Origin of the sequence: Leptolyngbya sp. GGD (genome assembly GCF_026735145.1) — a bacterium.
Taxonomy (GTDB): Bacteria; Cyanobacteriota; Cyanobacteriia; order Leptolyngbyales; family Leptolyngbyaceae; genus Leptolyngbya; species Leptolyngbya boryana.
Genome location: NZ_JAPQKE010000001.1, coordinates 960,297 through 978,262 on the forward strand (window position 1 = coordinate 960,297; position 17,966 = coordinate 978,262).

At 47.0% G+C, this 17,966-nt stretch carries 19 protein-coding genes and 1 riboswitch; of the genes, 13 read left to right on the forward strand and 6 right to left on the reverse strand.

Annotation, left to right across the window (positions count from 1 at the left end; genetic code table 11):
- The first annotated feature begins 3 nt into the window (after positions 1-3).
- Together OU814_RS04430 and namA are read left to right on the forward strand one after the other, a co-directional pair.
- Complete coding sequence (locus OU814_RS04430; protein ID WP_268180833.1) at positions 4-168, forward strand: hypothetical protein; 165 nt, start codon at positions 4-6, stop codon at positions 166-168.
- Positions 169-300: 132 nt separating this feature from the next.
- Positions 301-1,368, forward strand: coding sequence for an NADPH dehydrogenase NamA (gene namA, locus OU814_RS04435; RefSeq protein WP_268180835.1), 1,068 nt, complete (start codon positions 301-303; stop codon positions 1,366-1,368).
- An 85-nt stretch (positions 1,369-1,453) separates the two neighbouring features.
- Here the strand turns inward: namA and OU814_RS04440 are convergent, their stop codons facing one another.
- Positions 1,454-2,320, reverse strand: a complete 867-nt coding sequence (locus tag OU814_RS04440; protein ID WP_017290320.1) for a hypothetical protein — start codon at positions 2,318-2,320, stop codon at positions 1,454-1,456.
- Between the two features lie 49 nt (positions 2,321-2,369).
- Here OU814_RS04440 and rlmD point away from each other — a divergent pair, with 49 nt between their 5' ends.
- Together rlmD and lpxD are read left to right on the forward strand one after the other, a co-directional pair.
- The gene (gene rlmD / locus OU814_RS04445) at positions 2,370-3,770 is read left to right on the forward strand and encodes a 23S rRNA (uracil(1939)-C(5))-methyltransferase RlmD (protein WP_268180837.1); all 1,401 of its coding nucleotides are present in this window, start codon (positions 2,370-2,372) and stop codon (positions 3,768-3,770) included.
- Positions 3,771-4,814 carry a UDP-3-O-(3-hydroxymyristoyl)glucosamine N-acyltransferase gene (lpxD, locus tag OU814_RS04450; RefSeq protein ID WP_268180839.1) on the forward strand — a complete coding sequence of 348 codons (1,044 nt, stop codon included), beginning with the start codon at positions 3,771-3,773 and terminating at the stop codon, positions 4,812-4,814. It abuts the gene before it with no gap.
- 126 nt (positions 4,815-4,940) lie between these two features.
- On the opposite strand, the gene OU814_RS04455 is transcribed toward lpxD, so the two are convergent.
- Positions 4,941-5,207, reverse strand: a complete 267-nt coding sequence (locus OU814_RS04455) for a hypothetical protein (protein ID WP_144056267.1) — start codon at positions 5,205-5,207, stop codon at positions 4,941-4,943.
- 138 nt (positions 5,208-5,345) lie between these two features.
- Entirely contained in the window at positions 5,346-6,266 is a 921-nt protein-coding gene (locus OU814_RS04460; RefSeq protein WP_268180841.1) for a hypothetical protein, read from the reverse strand.
- A 140-nt stretch (positions 6,267-6,406) separates the two neighbouring features.
- Positions 6,407-6,546: riboswitch (adenosylcobalamin (AdoCbl) riboswitch) on the forward strand.
- Here OU814_RS04460 and OU814_RS04465 point away from each other — a divergent pair.
- From OU814_RS04465 to OU814_RS04480, 4 genes are all read left to right on the forward strand, one after another.
- Entirely contained in the window at positions 6,535-7,281 is a 747-nt protein-coding gene (locus OU814_RS04465; protein WP_026148905.1) for an energy-coupling factor ABC transporter permease, read from the forward strand. It overlaps the preceding riboswitch by 12 nt.
- The gene (locus OU814_RS04470; protein WP_190650730.1) at positions 7,278-7,562 is read left to right on the forward strand and encodes an energy-coupling factor ABC transporter substrate-binding protein; all 285 of its coding nucleotides are present in this window, start codon (positions 7,278-7,280) and stop codon (positions 7,560-7,562) included. Before OU814_RS04465 ends, OU814_RS04470 begins: the two co-directional genes overlap by 4 nt.
- A gap of 4 nt (positions 7,563-7,566) precedes the next feature.
- Positions 7,567-8,340, forward strand: coding sequence for a cobalt ECF transporter T component CbiQ (gene cbiQ, locus OU814_RS04475; RefSeq protein ID WP_268180847.1), 774 nt, complete (start codon positions 7,567-7,569; stop codon positions 8,338-8,340).
- Positions 8,331-9,158, forward strand: coding sequence for an energy-coupling factor ABC transporter ATP-binding protein (locus OU814_RS04480; RefSeq protein WP_268180849.1), 828 nt, complete (start codon positions 8,331-8,333; stop codon positions 9,156-9,158). Before cbiQ ends, OU814_RS04480 begins: the two co-directional genes overlap by 10 nt.
- A gap of 43 nt (positions 9,159-9,201) precedes the next feature.
- Here the strand turns inward: OU814_RS04480 and OU814_RS04485 are convergent, their stop codons facing one another.
- Positions 9,202-9,510: a hypothetical protein gene (locus OU814_RS04485; RefSeq protein ID WP_017290311.1), complete on the reverse strand. Its 309-nt coding sequence runs from the start codon at positions 9,508-9,510 to the stop codon at positions 9,202-9,204.
- 257 nt (positions 9,511-9,767) lie between these two features.
- On the opposite strand from OU814_RS04485, the gene OU814_RS04490 reads away from it, so the two are divergent.
- From OU814_RS04490 to OU814_RS04500, 3 genes are all read left to right on the forward strand, one after another.
- Positions 9,768-10,214, forward strand: coding sequence for a hypothetical protein (locus OU814_RS04490; protein WP_017290310.1), 447 nt, complete (start codon positions 9,768-9,770; stop codon positions 10,212-10,214).
- Between the two features lie 65 nt (positions 10,215-10,279).
- Positions 10,280-11,215, forward strand: a complete 936-nt coding sequence (locus tag OU814_RS04495) for an S-layer homology domain-containing protein (RefSeq protein ID WP_268180882.1) — start codon at positions 10,280-10,282, stop codon at positions 11,213-11,215.
- 142 nt (positions 11,216-11,357) lie between these two features.
- Complete coding sequence (locus OU814_RS04500) at positions 11,358-12,212, forward strand: hypothetical protein (RefSeq protein ID WP_268180884.1); 855 nt, start codon at positions 11,358-11,360, stop codon at positions 12,210-12,212.
- Between the two features lie 77 nt (positions 12,213-12,289).
- Here OU814_RS04500 and OU814_RS04505 read toward each other — a convergent pair whose 3' ends face one another.
- Together OU814_RS04505 and OU814_RS04510 are read right to left on the reverse strand one after the other, a co-directional pair.
- Entirely contained in the window at positions 12,290-13,516 is a 1,227-nt protein-coding gene (locus OU814_RS04505; protein WP_268180886.1) for a HetZ-related protein, read from the reverse strand.
- A gap of 258 nt (positions 13,517-13,774) precedes the next feature.
- Positions 13,775-14,437 (reverse strand): L-threonylcarbamoyladenylate synthase, encoded by a 663-nt coding sequence (locus tag OU814_RS04510; RefSeq protein WP_190650721.1) that lies wholly within the window; start codon positions 14,435-14,437, stop codon positions 13,775-13,777.
- A 53-nt stretch (positions 14,438-14,490) separates the two neighbouring features.
- On the opposite strand from OU814_RS04510, the gene larC reads away from it, so the two are divergent.
- Together larC and OU814_RS04520 are read left to right on the forward strand one after the other, a co-directional pair.
- Positions 14,491-15,906 (forward strand): nickel pincer cofactor biosynthesis protein LarC, encoded by a 1,416-nt coding sequence (larC, locus tag OU814_RS04515; protein ID WP_268180891.1) that lies wholly within the window; start codon positions 14,491-14,493, stop codon positions 15,904-15,906.
- Between the two features lie 57 nt (positions 15,907-15,963).
- Positions 15,964-17,958: a pentapeptide repeat-containing protein gene (locus tag OU814_RS04520; protein WP_268180893.1), complete on the forward strand. Its 1,995-nt coding sequence runs from the start codon at positions 15,964-15,966 to the stop codon at positions 17,956-17,958.
- The last annotated feature ends 8 nt before the right edge of the window (positions 17,959-17,966 follow it).

Genomic DNA, 17,966 nt, shown 5'->3' on the forward strand with positions numbered 1-17,966 from the left:
TCAATGTCTGACCATCGAGCGTTCTGCTGCGAGGTGCAGCGTTGGGAGATGTCGATCGCAGGACTAAAAATTACGAGTCGGTCAAGCAATTCGACATCTCCAGAAGAAATCTTGAGAAGCGTAGTCAGTTCGATTCGGCAATACCTGAAGAAAAGACAGAACTCATAGCCAATCAATTTGTAAAGGGGCAGAACTCCGCCCCCTAAATTCCCCATTTTCGGGAACTTTGAGAATCTTAGATCACTACGATCGTGGAAATTTTCTAAGATTTGATCAGCGTTGATCGTTAGGAATATCTCAATGTCGCATTTGTTTGAACCACTTACCCTTCGAGATGTCACTCTCCGCAATCGCATTGTCGTCTCCCCCATGTGCCAATACTCCAGCATTGATGGATATGCCAATGATTGGCACTGGGTTCATTTAACAAGTCGTGCTGTTGGTGGAGCAGGATTAGTGTTTACTGAAGCAGCCGCGATCGAACCCCAGGGACGCATTAGCCCTGAAGATTTAGGAATTTGGTCAGATGATCAGATTGAAGCTTTAGCAAAAATTGTCATGAGTATTCATAACTGTGGTGCGGTTGCAGGCATTCAACTCGCCCATGCAGGCAGAAAAGCAAGTACTGCAAAACCAAGTGAAGGGGGACATGCGATCGACGAGTCTCAGGGAGGATGGCGACCGATTGTATCGAGTAGTGCCGTTGCATTTAGTCCCAAGCATCCAACCCCAGAAGCCTTGACTGTCGAAGAAATTCAGCAAACGACTGAGGCATTTGCTCAAGCCGCGCGTCGATCAGTAGAAGCTGGATTTCGAGTCATTGAAATTCACGCAGCACATGGGTATTTACTGCATCAATTTCTCTCGCCTTTGGTGAATCAACGACAAGATGAGTATGGTGGCAGCTTTGAAAATCGCACTCGATTTCTCCAAGAGGTCGTTCGAGCAGTGCGGGAGATTGTACCAGAACGCGATTCGCTCTGGGTTCGCATCTCAGCAACCGATTGGGCAGAGCAAGGATGGGACATTGAACAAAGCATTTCTCTGAGCGATAAGATCAAATCTCTTGGCGTTGATGTGATTGACTGTTCTTCGGGTGGCACGATCCCTGGCGTGAAAATCCCTCTATCTCCGGGCTACCAAGTGCCCTTTGCTGAACGAATTCGTCGAGAAGCCAAAATTCAAACGGGTGCAGTGGGATTGATCACCTCTGCTGAACTAGCAGATTATATTATCCGTGCAGGTCAAGCAGATGTTGTCTTGATAGGGCGGGAATTCTTGCGGAATCCCTATTGGGCACTTCAAGCAGCAAAAGAACTAGGTCAGGAAAAAGTCTATCCCGTGCAATACGAACGAGCCTGGATTTAATGACAGAGTGTCTCGGTCGGATGGAACCTGTATGAACGCACCTCTAGCACCTCTACAGTTGGGGCTAGTGGCTTTAGAGAGTAACCTATTTCGGATTGTCGATCGTCACTTCATAGTTCACCACTCCGAGCCAAGGAGCTTGAGGTTGCTGATAAGGTTTGAACTTCAAAGGTGCTAGATCAGCGTTGCGAATGAGGTGAGCCATAAAGTGCAGCGAACCTTGTAGCAAATCTGCGCTGAGTAAATCGCGTTCTAAATTTGTCGATCGCAGTTTTTGTGTAAACGATTTCATCAATTTCTTGAGAAAACTTGCATTCTGAGACAATTCTAAATACGCAAACGTAGCACTGCGAATTTCAGCTTCAATCTTGGCAGGATTCGTAATTCTCTGACCATCTAGGATGCCATTAAATCTGCGCTGAATAAATGTTCTTACATGCTCCGAATAAGGCTGAGCATGATATTTCTGCATCGCTTCAGATAAAAGCATCTTGGAATTTCCATTGAGCATTGCGCCAACCACCCAAGCAGCAACATCTGCCGCATAATCTGACTCTGAAGCAAACCGATCGAGCGCATCCCCTAAGCCTTTGAACTTTTCTGGAGTGGCGCGATACGTCTCGATCGAAGACCCAATATCACCCGCCCAAGAGGTATGATCTCCTGTCCAGCGCGTCAAATCTGACCATTGCAGCCCTGGCTGATTGATTTGATCCGACAAAGACGCAATGAAATGTCCAAAATCTATAGTTGCACCTGCTAAGATCACATCTTGATTGAGTTTACCTTCAATAAATGCTTGCTCAAACCCTGTCACAACCGTCCAGACTTTCGTCGTATAGCTCGGCTTCGTATAGCCGCGTAAACGATTTGTAATCTCGTAAGTCGAGGCATCAGGGTGAGATTGTTCAAAATCGCTGATAAATTGAAGAACGGTTGTGAAATCAGTCATAGGACAGAAAGAGAAGCGACACTTAAGAGAATATTAGCGAGACATTACTGTGCCCACACAATTAGACACATCATTCAGCGATAACACTACGGAATGGCGGCAAGGTGAATTGCTGGAAGTCACGATTACCGATTTGAGCGATCGCGGTGATGGAGTAGGTCGCGCAGGCTCACGGGTCGTCTTTGTGCCCGATACGGTCACCGGCGATCGCGCTTTAGTCCGATTGATGCACGTCAAGCCGAATCTTGCTCATGCGAAGTTATACAAACTCCTCGAAGCTTCGCCCCATCGGATTCGACCCGGCTGTATTGTTGCTGACAAGTGCGGCGGCTGTCAGTGGCAGCATGTCGATTATGACTATCAACGAGAAGCGAAACAGAATCAGGTCGTTCAGGCATTAGAGCGAATTGGCGGATTTCGTAACATTGCAGTTGATCCCGTTCTGAATGTGAGCGAACCTCTGCACTATCGCAACAAATCGACTTATCCACTCGGAAGTTCCAACACGCGACAAGTTCAAGCGGGATACTATCAAAAAGGCACGCATCAGATTGTGAATCTGAATCAGTGCCCGATTCAGGATGAGCGATTGAATCCTTTACTGGCTGAAGTCAAACAGGACATTCAGCAGCAGGGATGGCGAATCTATGATGAGAAATATCATCGCGGTCAATTGCGGCATTTAGCCTTAAGAATTGGGCAGCGCACAGGTGAAATCTTGCTAACGTTAATTACGGCTGATCCAGACTTGCCGAATTTAGAAGCTCAAGCTCAGGAATGGCTGCAACGCTATGAGAATTTAGTCGGTGTGTCGCTGAATGTGCAGCGCGATCGCACGAATGCCATTTTTGGTTCAGAGACACATTGCATCGCAGGTCAGCCTTTCCTCTCAGAACGATTCGCAAATCTGACGTTCCACATCCGACCCGATACTTTCTTTCAAGTCCATACTGAGCAAACTGAAGCTTTGTTAAACATTGTTTTGGAACAGTTAAACTTACAAGGTGACGAAACATTTGTTGATGCTTATTGTGGAATTGGAACAATGACTTTACCGATCGCACAACGTGTCAAAACTGCGATCGGATTAGAAATTCAACCGGAAGCGATTGAACAAGCTCAACAGAACGCAAGTTTGAATGGAATCGAGAACGTCAGATTTGAAGTGGGAGCGGTTGAAAAAGTTTTACAATCGCTTGAGATTCACCCGGATTTAGTCATGCTCGATCCACCTCGTAAAGGATGTGATGCAACTGTTTTGGAGACGCTTCGACAACAGAAACCTAAGCAAATTGTTTACGTCAGTTGTAATGCTGCGACATTAGCACGAGATCTGAAATTGTTATGTGCAGATGATGCCTATCAACTGATACGAGTTCAGCCTGCGGACTTTTTCCCGCAGACGGCTCATGTCGAATGTGCTGCTTTTTTAAACCGAGTGGAGGAGTAAATGCTGTTTAAGGATCTGGTAGAAAAGTTAGGGCAATCCGTGAAGAGTAGTAGCGAAACACCTGATCTAGAAATTTCAGGAGTTTCCGCAGTACTTGATAGTAAGCCGAATACGCTGACCTATTCTGAAAGCCTGAAATTTGCAAAGCAGCTTCGCGAAACCCAAGCTGCTGCGGTGATTTTGCCTGCAAATGAGGAATTACTAGCGATCGCGAAAGAACGCGGTTTAGCTTGGATCATTGTAGGCAATCCGCGCTATGCGTTTGCTCAAGCGATCGCGCTTTTCTACCAACCTTACAAACCTGCCGCAACAATTCATCCGTCTGCAATCATTGATCCGTCTGCTCAGATTGGTCAAAACGTTGCGATTGGCGCGCATGTTGTGATTGAAGCCAACGTGACAATTGGCAATGATGTTGTTATTCATCCGGGTGTTGTCATTTACCCAGACGTGATAATTGGCGATCGTACAGTTCTCCATGCCAATTGTGTGATTCACGAACGCGCTCAAATCGGTGCAGACTGTGTGATTCATGCAGGGGCAGTGATTGGCTCAGAAGGCTTTGGCTTTGTGCCGACTCGTGAAGGCTGGCTGAAAATGGAGCAATCAGGCTGTACCGTGCTCGAAGATGGCGTTGAAGTAGGGTGCAATTCTTCGATCGATCGCCCTTCTGTCGGTGAGACTCGAATTGGGCGTAATACAAAGATTGATAACTGTGTGCAGGTTGGGCATGGAGTCAAAACTGGAGAGGCTTGTGCATTTGCCGCTCAAGTTGGGATTGCCGGGGGATCTGTACTGGGCAATCGCGTGATCTTGGCAGGACAGGTCGGTGTGGGCAATGAGAGCCGGATGGGCGATGGTTCGGTTGCCTCTGCAAAAACTGGAGTTCATGCCAGCGTGGCGGCAGGACAAACAGTATCGGGTTATCCTGCGGTCGATCATCGAATTTTTCTACGATCGTCTGCTGTCTATAGCCACTTGTCTGAGATGTACAAAGCGATCAAGCAAATTCAGAAGCGCTTAGGAATGGATACGGATTCATAAGCAACGGTTGAGGAGAATGCGATCCAATTTGTATCCAGACAACTGTACCCAAGCAAAATAGTAGGGGTTCGTGCATCATCACTGATTGCTCTATACTCCTACTATTGTATTCATGTGAGCAATAGATTAACCGTCGTCTTTGTCTTTGCTCTCTTTGCGATCTTCTTGGTCATTCTCTCGATCGTTGTTGTTGCGAGCGTTGGATTTCTCGCCATCTTTCTCATCATCGCTATCATTATCCTTAGCTTTGTCTTCTTGGCGCTTTTCATCGTCATCTTCAGATTGATTTGAGGCTTCTTGCTCCTTGGATGACTCTTCTTTTGCCTCAGTCTCAGATTGTCCACTGCCACAACTTGTAAGTGCAGCACCTCCGATTAAGAGGGAAACGCTCACGAGGAAGACTCCTATCGTTTTTTTCAAATTCACCATAATCATTTACGCTGTTTTTAATCTCTCTTTAAGAATTTAGCGAATAGAGCTACAAACAACATTCCTCGTTTTCTATTGATAGAATTTGCTAAATTCAATGCCTTACGAAATGGAGGTCTTGAAATCGTAGACGATCGCATCATTCGTCATCTGAATCGTGCCTCTTACAGTTGCAAAGATTGAGCCAGCGTTTTGAACTAATTTTGGAACGTCAAGCGTGGTCTGAATGATGCCGAAATCGCCCGTCATCTCGATCGGAGGCGTTCCATCTTGCACAGTCACAGTTCCTGAAGCTTGCAGGGTGCTAGGTTTGACTAATGCTGATAGATCAAAATTTGTTGCAAATGCTCCAAAAGGAGTTGGAATATTCAGAATCGCTTGTCCATCGTTGAAGGTGACATTGCCGCTGAGTGCATTAATTGGAATTGCGATTTCGTCATCTTGAATTTCAGGCTGGAAATCCAAGATGACTAAACCATCGTCTAGATTGACAATGCCTGGAGTGCCGTTGAAATTGAATGGATATTGATCAGAGGATTTGAAGTCGATCGATGAAAAATAACTTCCAAAAGGCGTTGTTAAATTGGACACAAGCGCCCCATTACCAAACTCGATCGAGCCTTGGACTGCTCCTGCTGAAGTTGAAAGATCGACGTCGATTGTGCCATCTGCGAATGGAACTGTGCCTGAGATCTCTTTGACCAACCTGCTGATGGAGACAACGATATCTTGAGCAGATTGAACCGAATCTGTTTGATCGCCGCTGGAAGCGGTTAAACCGCTCGTGACAATTTCTCGGTTTAGGGAATTCGAGAAATCAGGGGGCAATTGAGCGATCGCACTAGTCACTTGCGTGTTGCCCGAAGGGGGTTGTAAGTCTGTTGTCAGTCGTGCTTGATCGAACGTGAGCGTTCTACTTGCTTGCTGGAACGTTGGAAGATCAGGAAATAAAGACGAGGATGCAAAAAAGACAGGTAACCGATTGGGCTTCAGCGGCGATTTTAAGGTAGATGGCTCTAACATAAGGCGACTGGCAACTCCTGTGCTTGTACATTATCAGCCCAGTTACAGGACGGTCTACCTCTGGAGTCATAGATTAAAAGATTTCTACATCTCGACAAAACTCTACCAAAAAACTCGACTAATAGTGATACAGTGAGTCACACCTTAAATAAAGTTGGATTGGGGAAAGTGTAGTGCAAAGCTGCCGCTGTCCCGCAACTGTAAAGCGAGATTTCGCTAAGCCAGAATGCCCACCAGCTTTACGGTTGTTAGTTCTGCGAGGTACAGAATGAGGACTCGGAAATGGATGAGCCTTGCTGCAATGGCAGGGCTGAGTTTGTATTTAGTATTGGGATCAGCAACTCCAGCCCAAGCAATGCACATTGCAGAGGGTTTTTTGCCTGTTCAGTGGGCAGCATTTTGGTGGGCGATCTCGCTGCCGTTCTTTGCGTTTGGACTGCGATCGCTGACGCGGATTACACGCCAAAATCCTGAATTGAAACTGCTCTTAGCATTAGCTGGCGCATTCACATTTGTCTTATCTGCGTTAAAGCTTCCTTCCGTGACAGGAAGCTGCTCGCATCCCACGGGAACTGGACTCGGCGCAATTTTATTTGGACCTGCGGTAATGACCGTTTTAGGGGGATTGGTGCTGCTGTTTCAAGCCGTTTTGTTAGCGCATGGAGGCTTGACAACGCTCGGAGCCAATTTGTTTTCAATGGCGATCGTGGGACCTTTCGTCGCATACGGTATTTATCATTTAGTGCTGAGAACTGGGAATCAAAAAGCTGCAATTTTCCTAGCTTCAGCTTTCGCGAATCTTTTAACCTATGTCACAACTTCGATCCAGTTGGCATTGGCGTTTCCGGCAGCAACGGGTGGAGTATGGGCTGCATTTCTAAAGTTTGCTGGAATTTTTGCGCTGACTCAAATTCCCTTAGCCATTAGCGAGGGCTTACTCACGGTCTTAGTCTGGAATTGGCTACAGACCTACAATCGGACTGAATTGGAAACCTTAAACTTGATGAAGACATGAGACAATCATCGACGCGACAGAATTGGTTCCTTGCGATCGCAGTCATTCTCCTCACTGTGGCTCCTTTGGTGTTTGTGCGAGCAGAGTTTAATGGAGCAGATGGACAGGCACAACAACTGATCGAAGAGAGCCATCCGACTTATGAACCCTGGTTTAAGCCCATGTTTGAGCCTGCGAGTACAGAAGTTGCAAGTTTACTCTTTGCATCGCAAGCAGCATTGGGTGCAGGTGTACTTGGATATGTCATCGGGCTGTATAAAGGGCGATCGCAAGGTAAATAAAACCATGCACCTTTGGCTGGATACGCTTTCTCATCGCAATCGATTACGACAACTACCACCGCAACATAAATTACTATTTGCAACGATCGTACTGTTGATTGCTCTGATTGCAACTCCAATCATTCAGATCGCGATCGCAATCTGGCTAGGAATTTGGATTGTCATCTATGCTCAAATTCCCTATCGTATCTATTTACGGTTGCTTAGTCTTGCGATCGGGTTTTGGCTGATCAGTATTCCAGCCTTGATCCTGGGGATTGCGGATCGCTCGGCAAGCGATGCAGTTTTGGGTTTCTCAATTGGATCGACTTACTTTTATTTGAGCCAGCAAGGGATTTTACAAGCTGTCGTCATCTTGACTCGGACACTTTCGACAGTGTCGTGCTTATATTTCGTCTTATTCACAACCCCATTTACAGAAATATTACAAGTTCTCAAACAAATCAGATGTCCAGAGGTACTCACAGAACTGCTGATGCTGATGTACCGATTCATCTTTATTTTGCTCTCAACTGCTCGTGAACTTTGGATTGCTCAACATTCGCGCAATGGTTATCGCAGCGTCGGACGCTGGTTTTATAGCTTGAGTCTGCTGATCAGTCAGCTTTTTCGTAAAACAATGGAGAACTATCAACAATTCGTTTTATCCACTGCAGCAAGAGGGTTTAATGGGGAATTTCGAGTCTATTCGCCACGAACCTATCGCCCTTCTCGACGCTATGCGATCGAAGCTAGTTTAGGATGTCTCATATTGCTTCTTATCAGCCTATGTCGTTAGCCTTTGATCAAGTCGAATATACGTATCCCGGAACCAAAAACCCTGTGATTCAGGGCTTGACGGTAGAGATTCCGATCGCAAAACGAACGGCTTTGATTGGGCAAAATGGCTGTGGTAAAACCACATTGTTTCTACTGGCAAATGGTTTATACAAGCCACAACGCGGCACGATTGCTTGGAAAGGTCAGACATTGAGTTACGATCGCCGATCGCTGATCGAACTTCGGCAAAAAGTAGGCTTAGTCTTTCAAAACCCCGAACAGCAGTTGATCGCATCAACTGTTGCAGAAGATATTTCATATGGATTGTGTAACTTAGGCTGGACAGAATCAGAGATCGAACCTGCGATCGCGAAATCTCTAGCCGAATTTGGTTTAACCGAACTCGCTCATCATCCGATTCATCACTTGAGCCTAGGGCAGAAAAAGCGAGTTTCCCTAGCAGATGTCATGGTTCTCAAGCCTGAGTTATTGCTACTAGATGAGCCAACAGCTTATCTCGATCCACTCCACACTCGAATGCTCGCGCAGACTTTAGAAACCATTCATGCCAATGGCACAACCATTTTGATGGCAACGCATGATCTAGAGTGGGTTTATCGCTGGGCAGATTGGGTGATTGTGCTCGATCGAGGAACCCTCGCCCTAGAAGGAACTCCGCAAACTGTTTTCGCTCAGAAATCGATTTTAGACCACCTAAAACTCGGAGTTCCGCTCACTGGAGACCTGATCTCACTGCTCAACCACCTAGAGCAACAGCACGGCAGACATCCGATCATCCATCAAATCCGAGAAAGGCTACACCCAAATCAGCCCTAATTCTCAACTAAATCTTCAAAATCTCCCCAATTCCCGAAAACGCCTATGCCTGCGCCTGCTGTGCTTCCCACAAATCCGGCACAGTCTTCCCCTGCCGACGCAATTCTGAATCCAGAAATAACCAATACAAAATCTCTTCGGCTCGATCGCGTTCCTCACGAATTTGATCTAGATGCCGCGCCATATCTTCGTACTGAGTTTCATCTGTACAGGCAAACGCTTGATTAAACTCTGCCCAATGCCGATCTTGAATCAATCGGAATCGATACGCATATTCATCTATCACTGGATCTTCGACCATCCAGCAGTGATCGATTACATAAAGCACATCCGATCGAGAGACAGGTTGCATACCTACTTAGTATCCTTAAATACACGATATTCCGTCACGTATTATGTCAGGCATCGGGCAATTGGACAGAAATTTTAATCGATCGTCAGAGAGATCATAGGGCAAAAATGTCAGACAAACGCCAGAAAATAAAAAAATCTGAATCTAAATGAACAGTTTTTAATATGGAGTTTTGCAAAATAAATCCAATCTCCTAAACTAAATCCGCTAAGTTAAAAGAATTAGAAGCCTCTCATCGTTTTGCCCTTCTCTTCTATATGAAAATTCGACTAGACCGGAAGCTGCCTTCTTGCCCCAAACTGCTTCTCTGTACTGTTACCAATGCCGCATTTGAAGTTGGCAATATTCGCATTTTCCTCTATACCGATCGCGGACTGTTGCTCGGTGATATCTCACCGGATTGTTTAAGACTCTCTTCCTCTGAAATTCGTCAGAAATTAAGAGAACAAGCCTGTGCAATCTTACATCCTGAAGAAGCAGGCTGCGATCGCGATGCTAGCCCGACTCGAGAGCGAGCGTTAGAACTCTTGCAAGCTGCTCAAGAAAAGGTAAAATTTCCCAGTGCATTCGATTGGTGGATCAAAAAATTTGAGATCTTTTCTGAAGAATCTCAAGAGATCGAAGCAGCGCGCACGGGACTTTCAGACTATTACGTTTTGGAGCGATCGCGCTTACAAAAAATCTTGGATGACGATCGCGAATAGAGATCATCCCCACATCGATCGCAGTTTGCGCTAGTGTTGAAACGTGGTCATGGATTTAATCGATCGTGCTGTCGTTGCAAAAGATTACGCTTGGACTTGTAAGCTTATGTTTGTTCGCGAGTTGTTCTAACACACCCGCTGCGAATTCAGTTCGGGATGCGTTGTCCGCAGATCCGCGCCTGACAAACAGTTCGCCTAGCCCACAAGCTTCTCCGAGTCCTTCGCCTTCTGACTCTCCAACTCCTTCTCCTGAAACAACGACAGAGCCGAGTCCGACTCCCTCTGCCACTCCGGCTCCGACTGTTGATTCTTCTAGTTCCTTCTCAGATCTCGATAAAGCACCGCAAGCTCTCCGCCAAGCGGTCAAAGAGACGGCTGAATTAGGGATTCTCACGCATAGCAATTCAGCAAAAGCCAATGAATCAACTGTATTTGAACCAAACAAAAATGTAACTCGACGGGTCTATGCGCGATGGCTCGTTGCTGCGAATAACCGCATTTACAGCACTCGTCCTGCTCGTCAAATTCGGTTAGCGGTTGAATCCTCAACGCCTGCTTTTAAAGACGTTCCCACAAAAGATCCTGACTTTGCTTCAATTCAAGGCTTAGCTGAAGCAGGATTGATTCCAAGCTCTTTGTCTGGCGATTCAACCGCAAGTCTGTTTCGTCCCGATGCACCACTGACGCGCGAGGATTTGATTTTGTGGAAGATTCCGGTCGATACTCGTCAAGTTTTGCCAAATGCCACGATCGAATCTGTCAAGCAATCCTGGGGCTTCCAAGATGCGAACAAAATTGATGCAAAAGCATTGAGAGCTATCTATGCTGACTTTCAGAATGGCGATCAAGCGAATATCCGCCGAGCATTTGCTTACACGACTCTGTTTCAACCGAAACGCCCTGTAACCCGTGCGGAGGCTGCTGCTGTTCTCTCGTATTTCGGCTTTCAAGGCGATGGCATCTCGGCTCAAGAAGCGTTGAAAGGCACGCCTAAGCCTTAATTTAGGTGCATAGATAGCAAGCCAAAAGCTAGACATGCACATTGATAAGCTGGAATTGCATGTGTTGAGATTTATCAATTTCAACACATCGATCTTAGAATCTCTTACTATCACAGAGGTTTTTGATCATCCATCATCATTCATGTCAAATTTTTTCAAGGTTAGTGTTTTCCTTTCAGGAATCATTGCGATCGCTCTATCTACCCCGGCTCAAGCTGCTGTCACGACTCAGTGCCAAATTCAATCTCGCGAAGGTCAGCCTAGTCCGTTAGCCATGCGGGCATTGTTCACACTAGAGTCTACCTCAGACGGAAATGTAGCAGTCACTTACACGAATTTGCCCTCTCCAGTAGGTGTAGGTCAGCCCGTGACGATCGAACAAACGCGTAAAATGATTTTCTACAACTCTACGATTCCCGCTGTTCGGCAGCAAATGTTGAGTAATCCGACCTTCTTTACTGAACTGCGCGGATTTTCTGACCCCGAAGGGTTTAAGCCGTTTAACGATTTGCTCGTTTGCCGATCAGTTGGAGCAGATAAGCCTCAATCAAGTCCACCTCAATCAAGTCCACCTCAATCAAGCACGCCTCAGCCAGGTGCAGCGATCGCTGATCTCGTCGATGGCTCATATCGATACTGGAACGGTGCGCCTTCGATGAATGTTACTGACAAGCAGCTCAGACCCGGAAGTTTTACTTTTCTGTTTACTAAAGCAGGCAATCGAATTGTTGGAATCTTTGCCCGCCCTGATGATCTAGCAATATGTATGACCGGAACTGTGAAAGGAAATACCATCTCAGGAGTGGTAAATCTGCCTGTGCGATTTTCAGATGCAGAGGGACGATCGCGGCAAAATAAACCGTTTGATCCGCCAGGATATCTGAAACTAGGCACTTGGTCAAATGCGGGAAATGCGTTTAGTTCTTCTACCCTAAACTTGTCTGAGTTCAATCGCATCAATATCGGACCTCGCAAAGCACCCAGTACCTGTCGCTAAAGCAAAAAAATGGGATGGTTGACATTCCATCCCATCGCACTACCAAACTTGAACTAGACCAAACTTGAACGAGCAGCTTACTTGGCTTGATTGCGTTGTTGTCTCGCGACATCAAGCAATGCTCCCCATCGCTTCTGAAGCTGCTTGGTTGTGCATTTGAGGATCTGCACAATCTCTTGGTCACTCACACCCGATCGCTTTAATTGCAACAACTGTTGTTGCTCGTCTGAAAGCGTATCGAGAAACATTTCCCACTGATTCGGAGACAAACCCAAATTTTGATCTAAATCTGCACCTAACCATTCATGCACCAGCTTCCAATTGCCAGACGTGACGAACTTTTCGACGTGGTACTTAAAGCGCTGTTGGAGATAGTCACGCTTGCGAGGCGTAAGCCCTAGAATCTCATCAATTTCTGGAACAGAGAGGTCTTGTAGCTTCAAGGTGAGATAGTCTACACAGTCCTTTTGATCTTGCGATTCTAGATAGTGCATCAGTTCCATCACAACTCGATCGCGCAAGACCGACTCGGAACCATCGCCTTTGTCCGAAACCATCTGCTCTCGAATCATCTGCATCACTGCAGATCGCCCGTACGTGTCTGCTTCATCGTTTTTTGCAGTTTCCATTGCAGTTTCAATATCGACTGCAATCTCTTGCGGTTGTCGGCTCGCAAACCGCTGAGCGCGTAAGATAATGAGCTGCTGATTATGTTGAGAAGGCAACGTGATGCGGCGCTTTGCATATTGCTCAGTAAACGCCATATATTCTGCTAGCTCTAGTTTCGTGCGAGGCTGATAGGTTTCAGGTAGTTCATTCTCACGCCGAAAAGCTCTTAGAGACTCAGTATAGAACCCTTGTAAAAAATCTTCGATCAGGGTGTAACGAGCTTGAAAGGTCAGTTGCAAATGAGCAGGAGCAATCGGACGATACACCATCGTGCTCAGGTTGCTATGAAGCTCAACTCTGCCGCGCTGAGAGCCAAGCTGATAGTAATGCACGCATTTCTGAGAACGGTAACGGGCAAGCGTCAGCCGCCATGAACTGATCTGTCCAGATGACTGAATGCGATCGCTCTTACTGCAAATGCGATCGACTTCAGTCGCAATGCGGTGAGCGACTTGTGCGATCGTATTCGATTGAATGTTTAACTCAGCTTCAATCTCGGTTTTAAGCAAACTCGCAAGCTGTGCAGTGCGATCGAGTTGGGCTTGAACTGCGTTGGCAGCGATATCTGTTTCTGGCATAGGTACTGTCAGCAGAGAAGAATCGCGCGGGGTAGATTGGGTAGACTTTGCTTTCATGAGAATCCTGACTTGGTAGTGCACATCAGTCGCTACACGCAGATCCAGCAGCGCTTCGGGAAGAGTTCCCAAATCGTGTGTCAGTTTCTGGTCTGGTTACATACGATGTGAGGCTGGTATAAAGTGTTTGTCCCGTTTGAGAGTCGCAAAGTTCCAAGTGTTCGTAGTTCAAGGGCATTCGATCGCATAAGAGGATGAATCGAGTGTACCCCCCAAGTCGTGACAGTCACCAAAGTGGCGAGAGTTGGGCGATGGCTGTTATTCCAACACCCAGTCTGCAGCAGTTTCCCATCCTAATCCCTTGCGCACAATTTCAGGCTCGTCATTTGTTAAATCCAAAATGGTTGAAACCAGTTGAGTCGGTTCTTGTCCCGTATCGACAATTACATCCACCAGTCGATCCATGCTGTCAAAAAGTTCCGGTAAAGAAAGATTTTCAGGGTCACGGACTTTGAGCGGAACCGTTTCATCTTCAACCGGAATATGGGCAGACGTGGAAATGATCGGATTGTCGATCGCTTTTAACAATGCCTGACAGACCGGATGATCGGGAACTCGAATCCCGGTAGTTCTGCGCTTCGGACTCATCACCAATTTTGGAACGAGTTTGGTGGCAGGCAGAAGAAACGTGTAACTGCCAGGAATCAGACTGCGCATGATGCGATAGGCACGATCGCTCACGACCGCATAATGAGCAATATTCGATAGCGATGAGCAAAGGAAGGTCAGCGGTTTGTCGTTAGCGAGTTGTTTGAGTTGCCGAACGCGCTGAATGGCAGATTTTGAATTGAGATCGCACCCGATCGCGTAAACGGTATCGGTTGGGTAGAGCATGACTGCGCCGTTGCGGAGTTCAGCCACGATTTGGTCGATCGTGCGGGATTGGGGATTGTCGGGATGGAGTCGGTAAAGCGTTGCCATAAGCGAGTGCGGGTGTAATGTGGAAAATGTCAATTCACCCTTTTCAAAGTGTAATGAGCAAGATTGCGTATCTAGATTGTCCGACTGGAATTGCTGGAGATATGTGCCTCGGCGCACTAGTTGATTTGGGTGTTCCTCTAGCCTATCTGACAGAGAGACTCGATCGCTTAGGAATTTCAGAAGAATATCAACTGAAAGCCGAAACCGTTCAACGCAATGGGCAACGCGCTACGAAAGTTCATGTGATGCTGAAATCTGAGCAGCACCATTCCCATCATCACGAGCACGAGCATTCTCATCATCAAAATCAGCACCATCATTCTGATCATCACCACGATCACCATTCCCATCATCACGAGCACGAGCATTCTCATCATCATGAGCATCATCACGCACATGAGCACAATGAATTACGGAATCTGCCAGATATCGAAAAAATGATCAAGGGTGCAAACTTACCACCGAGAGCCGAAGCTTGGAGTTTGGCAGTGTTTCGGCAGTTGGCAGTCTCGGAAGGGGCAGTGCATGGAATTCCGCCCGAAGCAGTGCATTTTCACGAAGTCGGGGCGATCGATGCGATTGTCGATATTGTGGGTACTTGTTTGGGGTTAGATTGGCTGGATGTCGATCGCATCGTTTGCTCAGCCTTGCCCACAGGAGGTGGGACAGTGTGGGCGGCTCATGGTCGCTTGCCCGTTCCGGTTCCCGCTGTGCTGAAATTGTTTGAGATGGGGAATGTACCGATTTATAGCAATGGCATTGAGAAAGAATTAGTCACGCCAACCGGAGCCGCGATCGCAGTGACGTTGGCAGATGAGTTTGGCGCGGCTCCTCGCATGAGAGTCAAACAAATTGGCTTAGGAGCCGGATCGATCGACTTACAAATTCCCAATATGATACGGATTTGGATTGGGGAAGTAGAACATCGGGAAGCATCCCAGGGCATCGCTGTTTCTCCTGCGAAAGATTCCAAAAGTGGCAGGCTCGACTCGACTCTTGAACAAGAGACGAATACAGAAACGATTACCGTGCTTGAGACTCAAGTCGATGATCTCAACCCCCAAGCGATCGGGTATCTGTTTGAGCAATTGCTAGAAGCGGGAGCACTCGATGTGTTTACTCAAGCGATCGGCATGAAAAAATCGCGTCCTGGGCTTTTATTAACGGTGATTTGCGCGCCTGAACAGGTCGAACGGTGTGAAACGATCGTGTTTCAGGAAACAACGACGCTCGGAATTCGGCGAACCGTTCAACAGAGAACCGCGCTCGATCGACGATTTGATCCGGTGCAGACCGAATTGGGGACAGTGCAGGTCAAGGTAGCCTCACGGCATGGCGCGATTGTCAATGTGCAGCCCGAATACGAAGACTGCGCCAAACTTGCGAAAGCGACACGGTTGCCTTGGCGAGAGGTGCATCGAATTGCGCTGCAAGCCTGGTACATGGCACAGACTGAAAATCTTTCGTAGAATAAAGCCAATTTGCTTCCGTAATTCCACAGAGAAATTCAGCGGAGGAATGGGCGAGTGTGCGAAAACTATGAAAGACGAAGCCTTCGAGGTCAGGATTTCAGTGGGTTAGATTTAACGAGATCGAACTTTCAAAACTGCGATCTGACCGGCGCAAACTTTACCGGAACAACGCTGATCGGCGCGGATTTCAGCGGCGCAATTCTGCGAGTGACCAATTTTCAAGGAGCAAACCTTTCTCATGCTCGGATGATTCGAGTTGATTGCTGCTTTGCAGATTTCTCTCAGGCAACGTTGCGCCATGCCAACCTCCGCGAATCCAATTTTAGTCACGCACAATTCCAAGAAGCGAACCTAGGCGGCTCAGCCTTGTGCGAAACCACTTTTTATCAAGCGATTTTGAGTGATGCTTGGATTCGAGGAGCAAATTTTTTTCGAGCTGATTTGAGACACGCTGTCTTTATCGGAGCCGATCTCAAAGGGGCAAAATTAGAAGGCGCAGATTTAACGCGATCGAACTTTGCCGAAGCGACACTCGAACGCGTCAATCTTAGTTTTGCTTGTCTCGAATCTGCTACACTGCGCAGTGCAAATCTGCAAAATGCTTATTTGAGAGAAGCCAACCTCAAAGGCACAGATCTGCGTGATGCACGAATGTATGAAGCTAACTTCAGACGCGCATTGCTCGATGAAGCAAACCTAGCATGTGCTTTTCTAGCAGGGGCAGACTTCAAAAATGCTCGTCTGTCTCGTGCGAATCTAACCAGCGCAGAATTGCAAGGCGCTTATCTCAAGTTAGCGAATCTGCAAGAGGCAATTCTCGATCGCGCTAATCTGCGCCGTGCCAAGCTCTATGGCGCAAACCTGTATCGGGCAAGCTTAATCGGCACGATTTTAGAGAATGCGAATCTGTGCTTTGTGCAATTGAGCCGAGCAAAATTGCACGAAGCCATACTCGAAGGGGCGGAATTAGAAGGAGCAGACGGATTTAAAGTAGAAATGGCTGGCGCTTGTCTGAGCCGCGCAAATTTAAACACCGCAAAGCTCTGGGGCGCAGATTTGACCGATACGGTCATGCGAGGTGCTGACTTTAGCAATGCGAATCTCAGTCGCGCAGATTTAAGTCGATCGATGATGCGGGGCGCAAACTTCACAGGTGCAACGCTCAATGGCGCAAAGTTAGTAGCTGCGATTGCCACACGATCGAGCTTGAACGATAGTACATTTCATGAAGCAGACTTGACTGACATTAAGCTGAACCGGGCTTATCTGAGCGGAGCTTCATTTGAAAATGCTATTCTGACCAATGCTCAACTCAGTGGTGCAGCTATGCTTAGAACACACTTCAAGGATGCGAGCTTGCGCGGGGCAAGATTAAACCGAACTTATCTGAGCTATTCTGATTTCACCGCAGCGATGCTCAACAATGCCAACTTACTTGCATCAACTTTAGTCGGTGTGACTTGGCAAAGTGCGATCGTGCAGCAAGCTCGATTTGGCGGAAACCAAGGACTATCCAATTCGCAAAGACACTTCCTAGAACAGCATGGAGCAAGTTTTAGGACGGAGCCAGTTGAGCGCGCATTGCTTCCGACTATCGAGGTTTTAGACGGCTTGCAGAGTGATTTAAGCGATCGCTTATCTGATCTCGATGATGCGTGTGAGAAGCTCCGCAAGACGGTGACAAAACTAAAAATTAGTTGTGAAATGTTGACCCGACAGGGACGATTCGATCGCCTGAATGGGATTCAAAAACAGATTGAAAGAATCGAGCAGGTCTGCGATCGCGCTGCCGCAGACAGCGAGACTTATCAATCTAAAATTTTTGCCTTAACTGAACTAGAGATTGATCAAAAGATTGATCAAAGCGACATCATCATTGAATTACTAGATGGAATTCAAGCGAACAATCTTCAGCTACATCAGCTTACACGAGAAGCATTTGAGCAGATTCGCCGCAACAATCTAGGAGATGAAGATTCAATCATTGATTTGGAAGAACGCAGCAATGAGATTGATTTGAATGTAGACTCGATCCAGGACAACGATTAGACCCTTGC

Bases quoted from the DNA above. Each gene is read 5' to 3' on its own strand.
- OU814_RS04430 (WP_268180833.1), top strand. From the start codon at position 4: ATGTCTGACCATCGAGCGTTCTGCTGCGAGGTGCAGCGTTGGGAGATG.
- namA (WP_268180835.1), top strand. From the start codon at position 301: ATGTCGCATTTGTTTGAACCACTTACCCTTCGAGATGTCACTCTCCGC.
- OU814_RS04440 (WP_017290320.1), bottom strand. From the start codon at position 2,320: ATGACTGATTTCACAACCGTTCTTCAATTTATCAGCGATTTTGAACAA.
- lpxD (WP_268180839.1), top strand. From the start codon at position 3,771: ATGCTGTTTAAGGATCTGGTAGAAAAGTTAGGGCAATCCGTGAAGAGT.
- OU814_RS04460 (WP_268180841.1), bottom strand. From the start codon at position 6,266: ATGTTAGAGCCATCTACCTTAAAATCGCCGCTGAAGCCCAATCGGTTA.
- OU814_RS04465 (WP_026148905.1), top strand. From the start codon at position 6,535: ATGAGGACTCGGAAATGGATGAGCCTTGCTGCAATGGCAGGGCTGAGT.
- OU814_RS04470 (WP_190650730.1), top strand. From the start codon at position 7,278: ATGAGACAATCATCGACGCGACAGAATTGGTTCCTTGCGATCGCAGTC.
- cbiQ (WP_268180847.1), top strand. From the start codon at position 7,567: ATGCACCTTTGGCTGGATACGCTTTCTCATCGCAATCGATTACGACAA.
- OU814_RS04480 (WP_268180849.1), top strand. From the start codon at position 8,331: ATGTCGTTAGCCTTTGATCAAGTCGAATATACGTATCCCGGAACCAAA.
- OU814_RS04485 (WP_017290311.1), bottom strand. From the start codon at position 9,510: ATGCAACCTGTCTCTCGATCGGATGTGCTTTATGTAATCGATCACTGC.
- OU814_RS04490 (WP_017290310.1), top strand. From the start codon at position 9,768: ATGAAAATTCGACTAGACCGGAAGCTGCCTTCTTGCCCCAAACTGCTT.
- OU814_RS04500 (WP_268180884.1), top strand. From the start codon at position 11,358: ATGTCAAATTTTTTCAAGGTTAGTGTTTTCCTTTCAGGAATCATTGCG.
- OU814_RS04505 (WP_268180886.1), bottom strand. From the start codon at position 13,516: ATGAAAGCAAAGTCTACCCAATCTACCCCGCGCGATTCTTCTCTGCTG.
- OU814_RS04510 (WP_190650721.1), bottom strand. From the start codon at position 14,437: ATGGCAACGCTTTACCGACTCCATCCCGACAATCCCCAATCCCGCACG.
- larC (WP_268180891.1), top strand. From the start codon at position 14,491: ATGAGCAAGATTGCGTATCTAGATTGTCCGACTGGAATTGCTGGAGAT.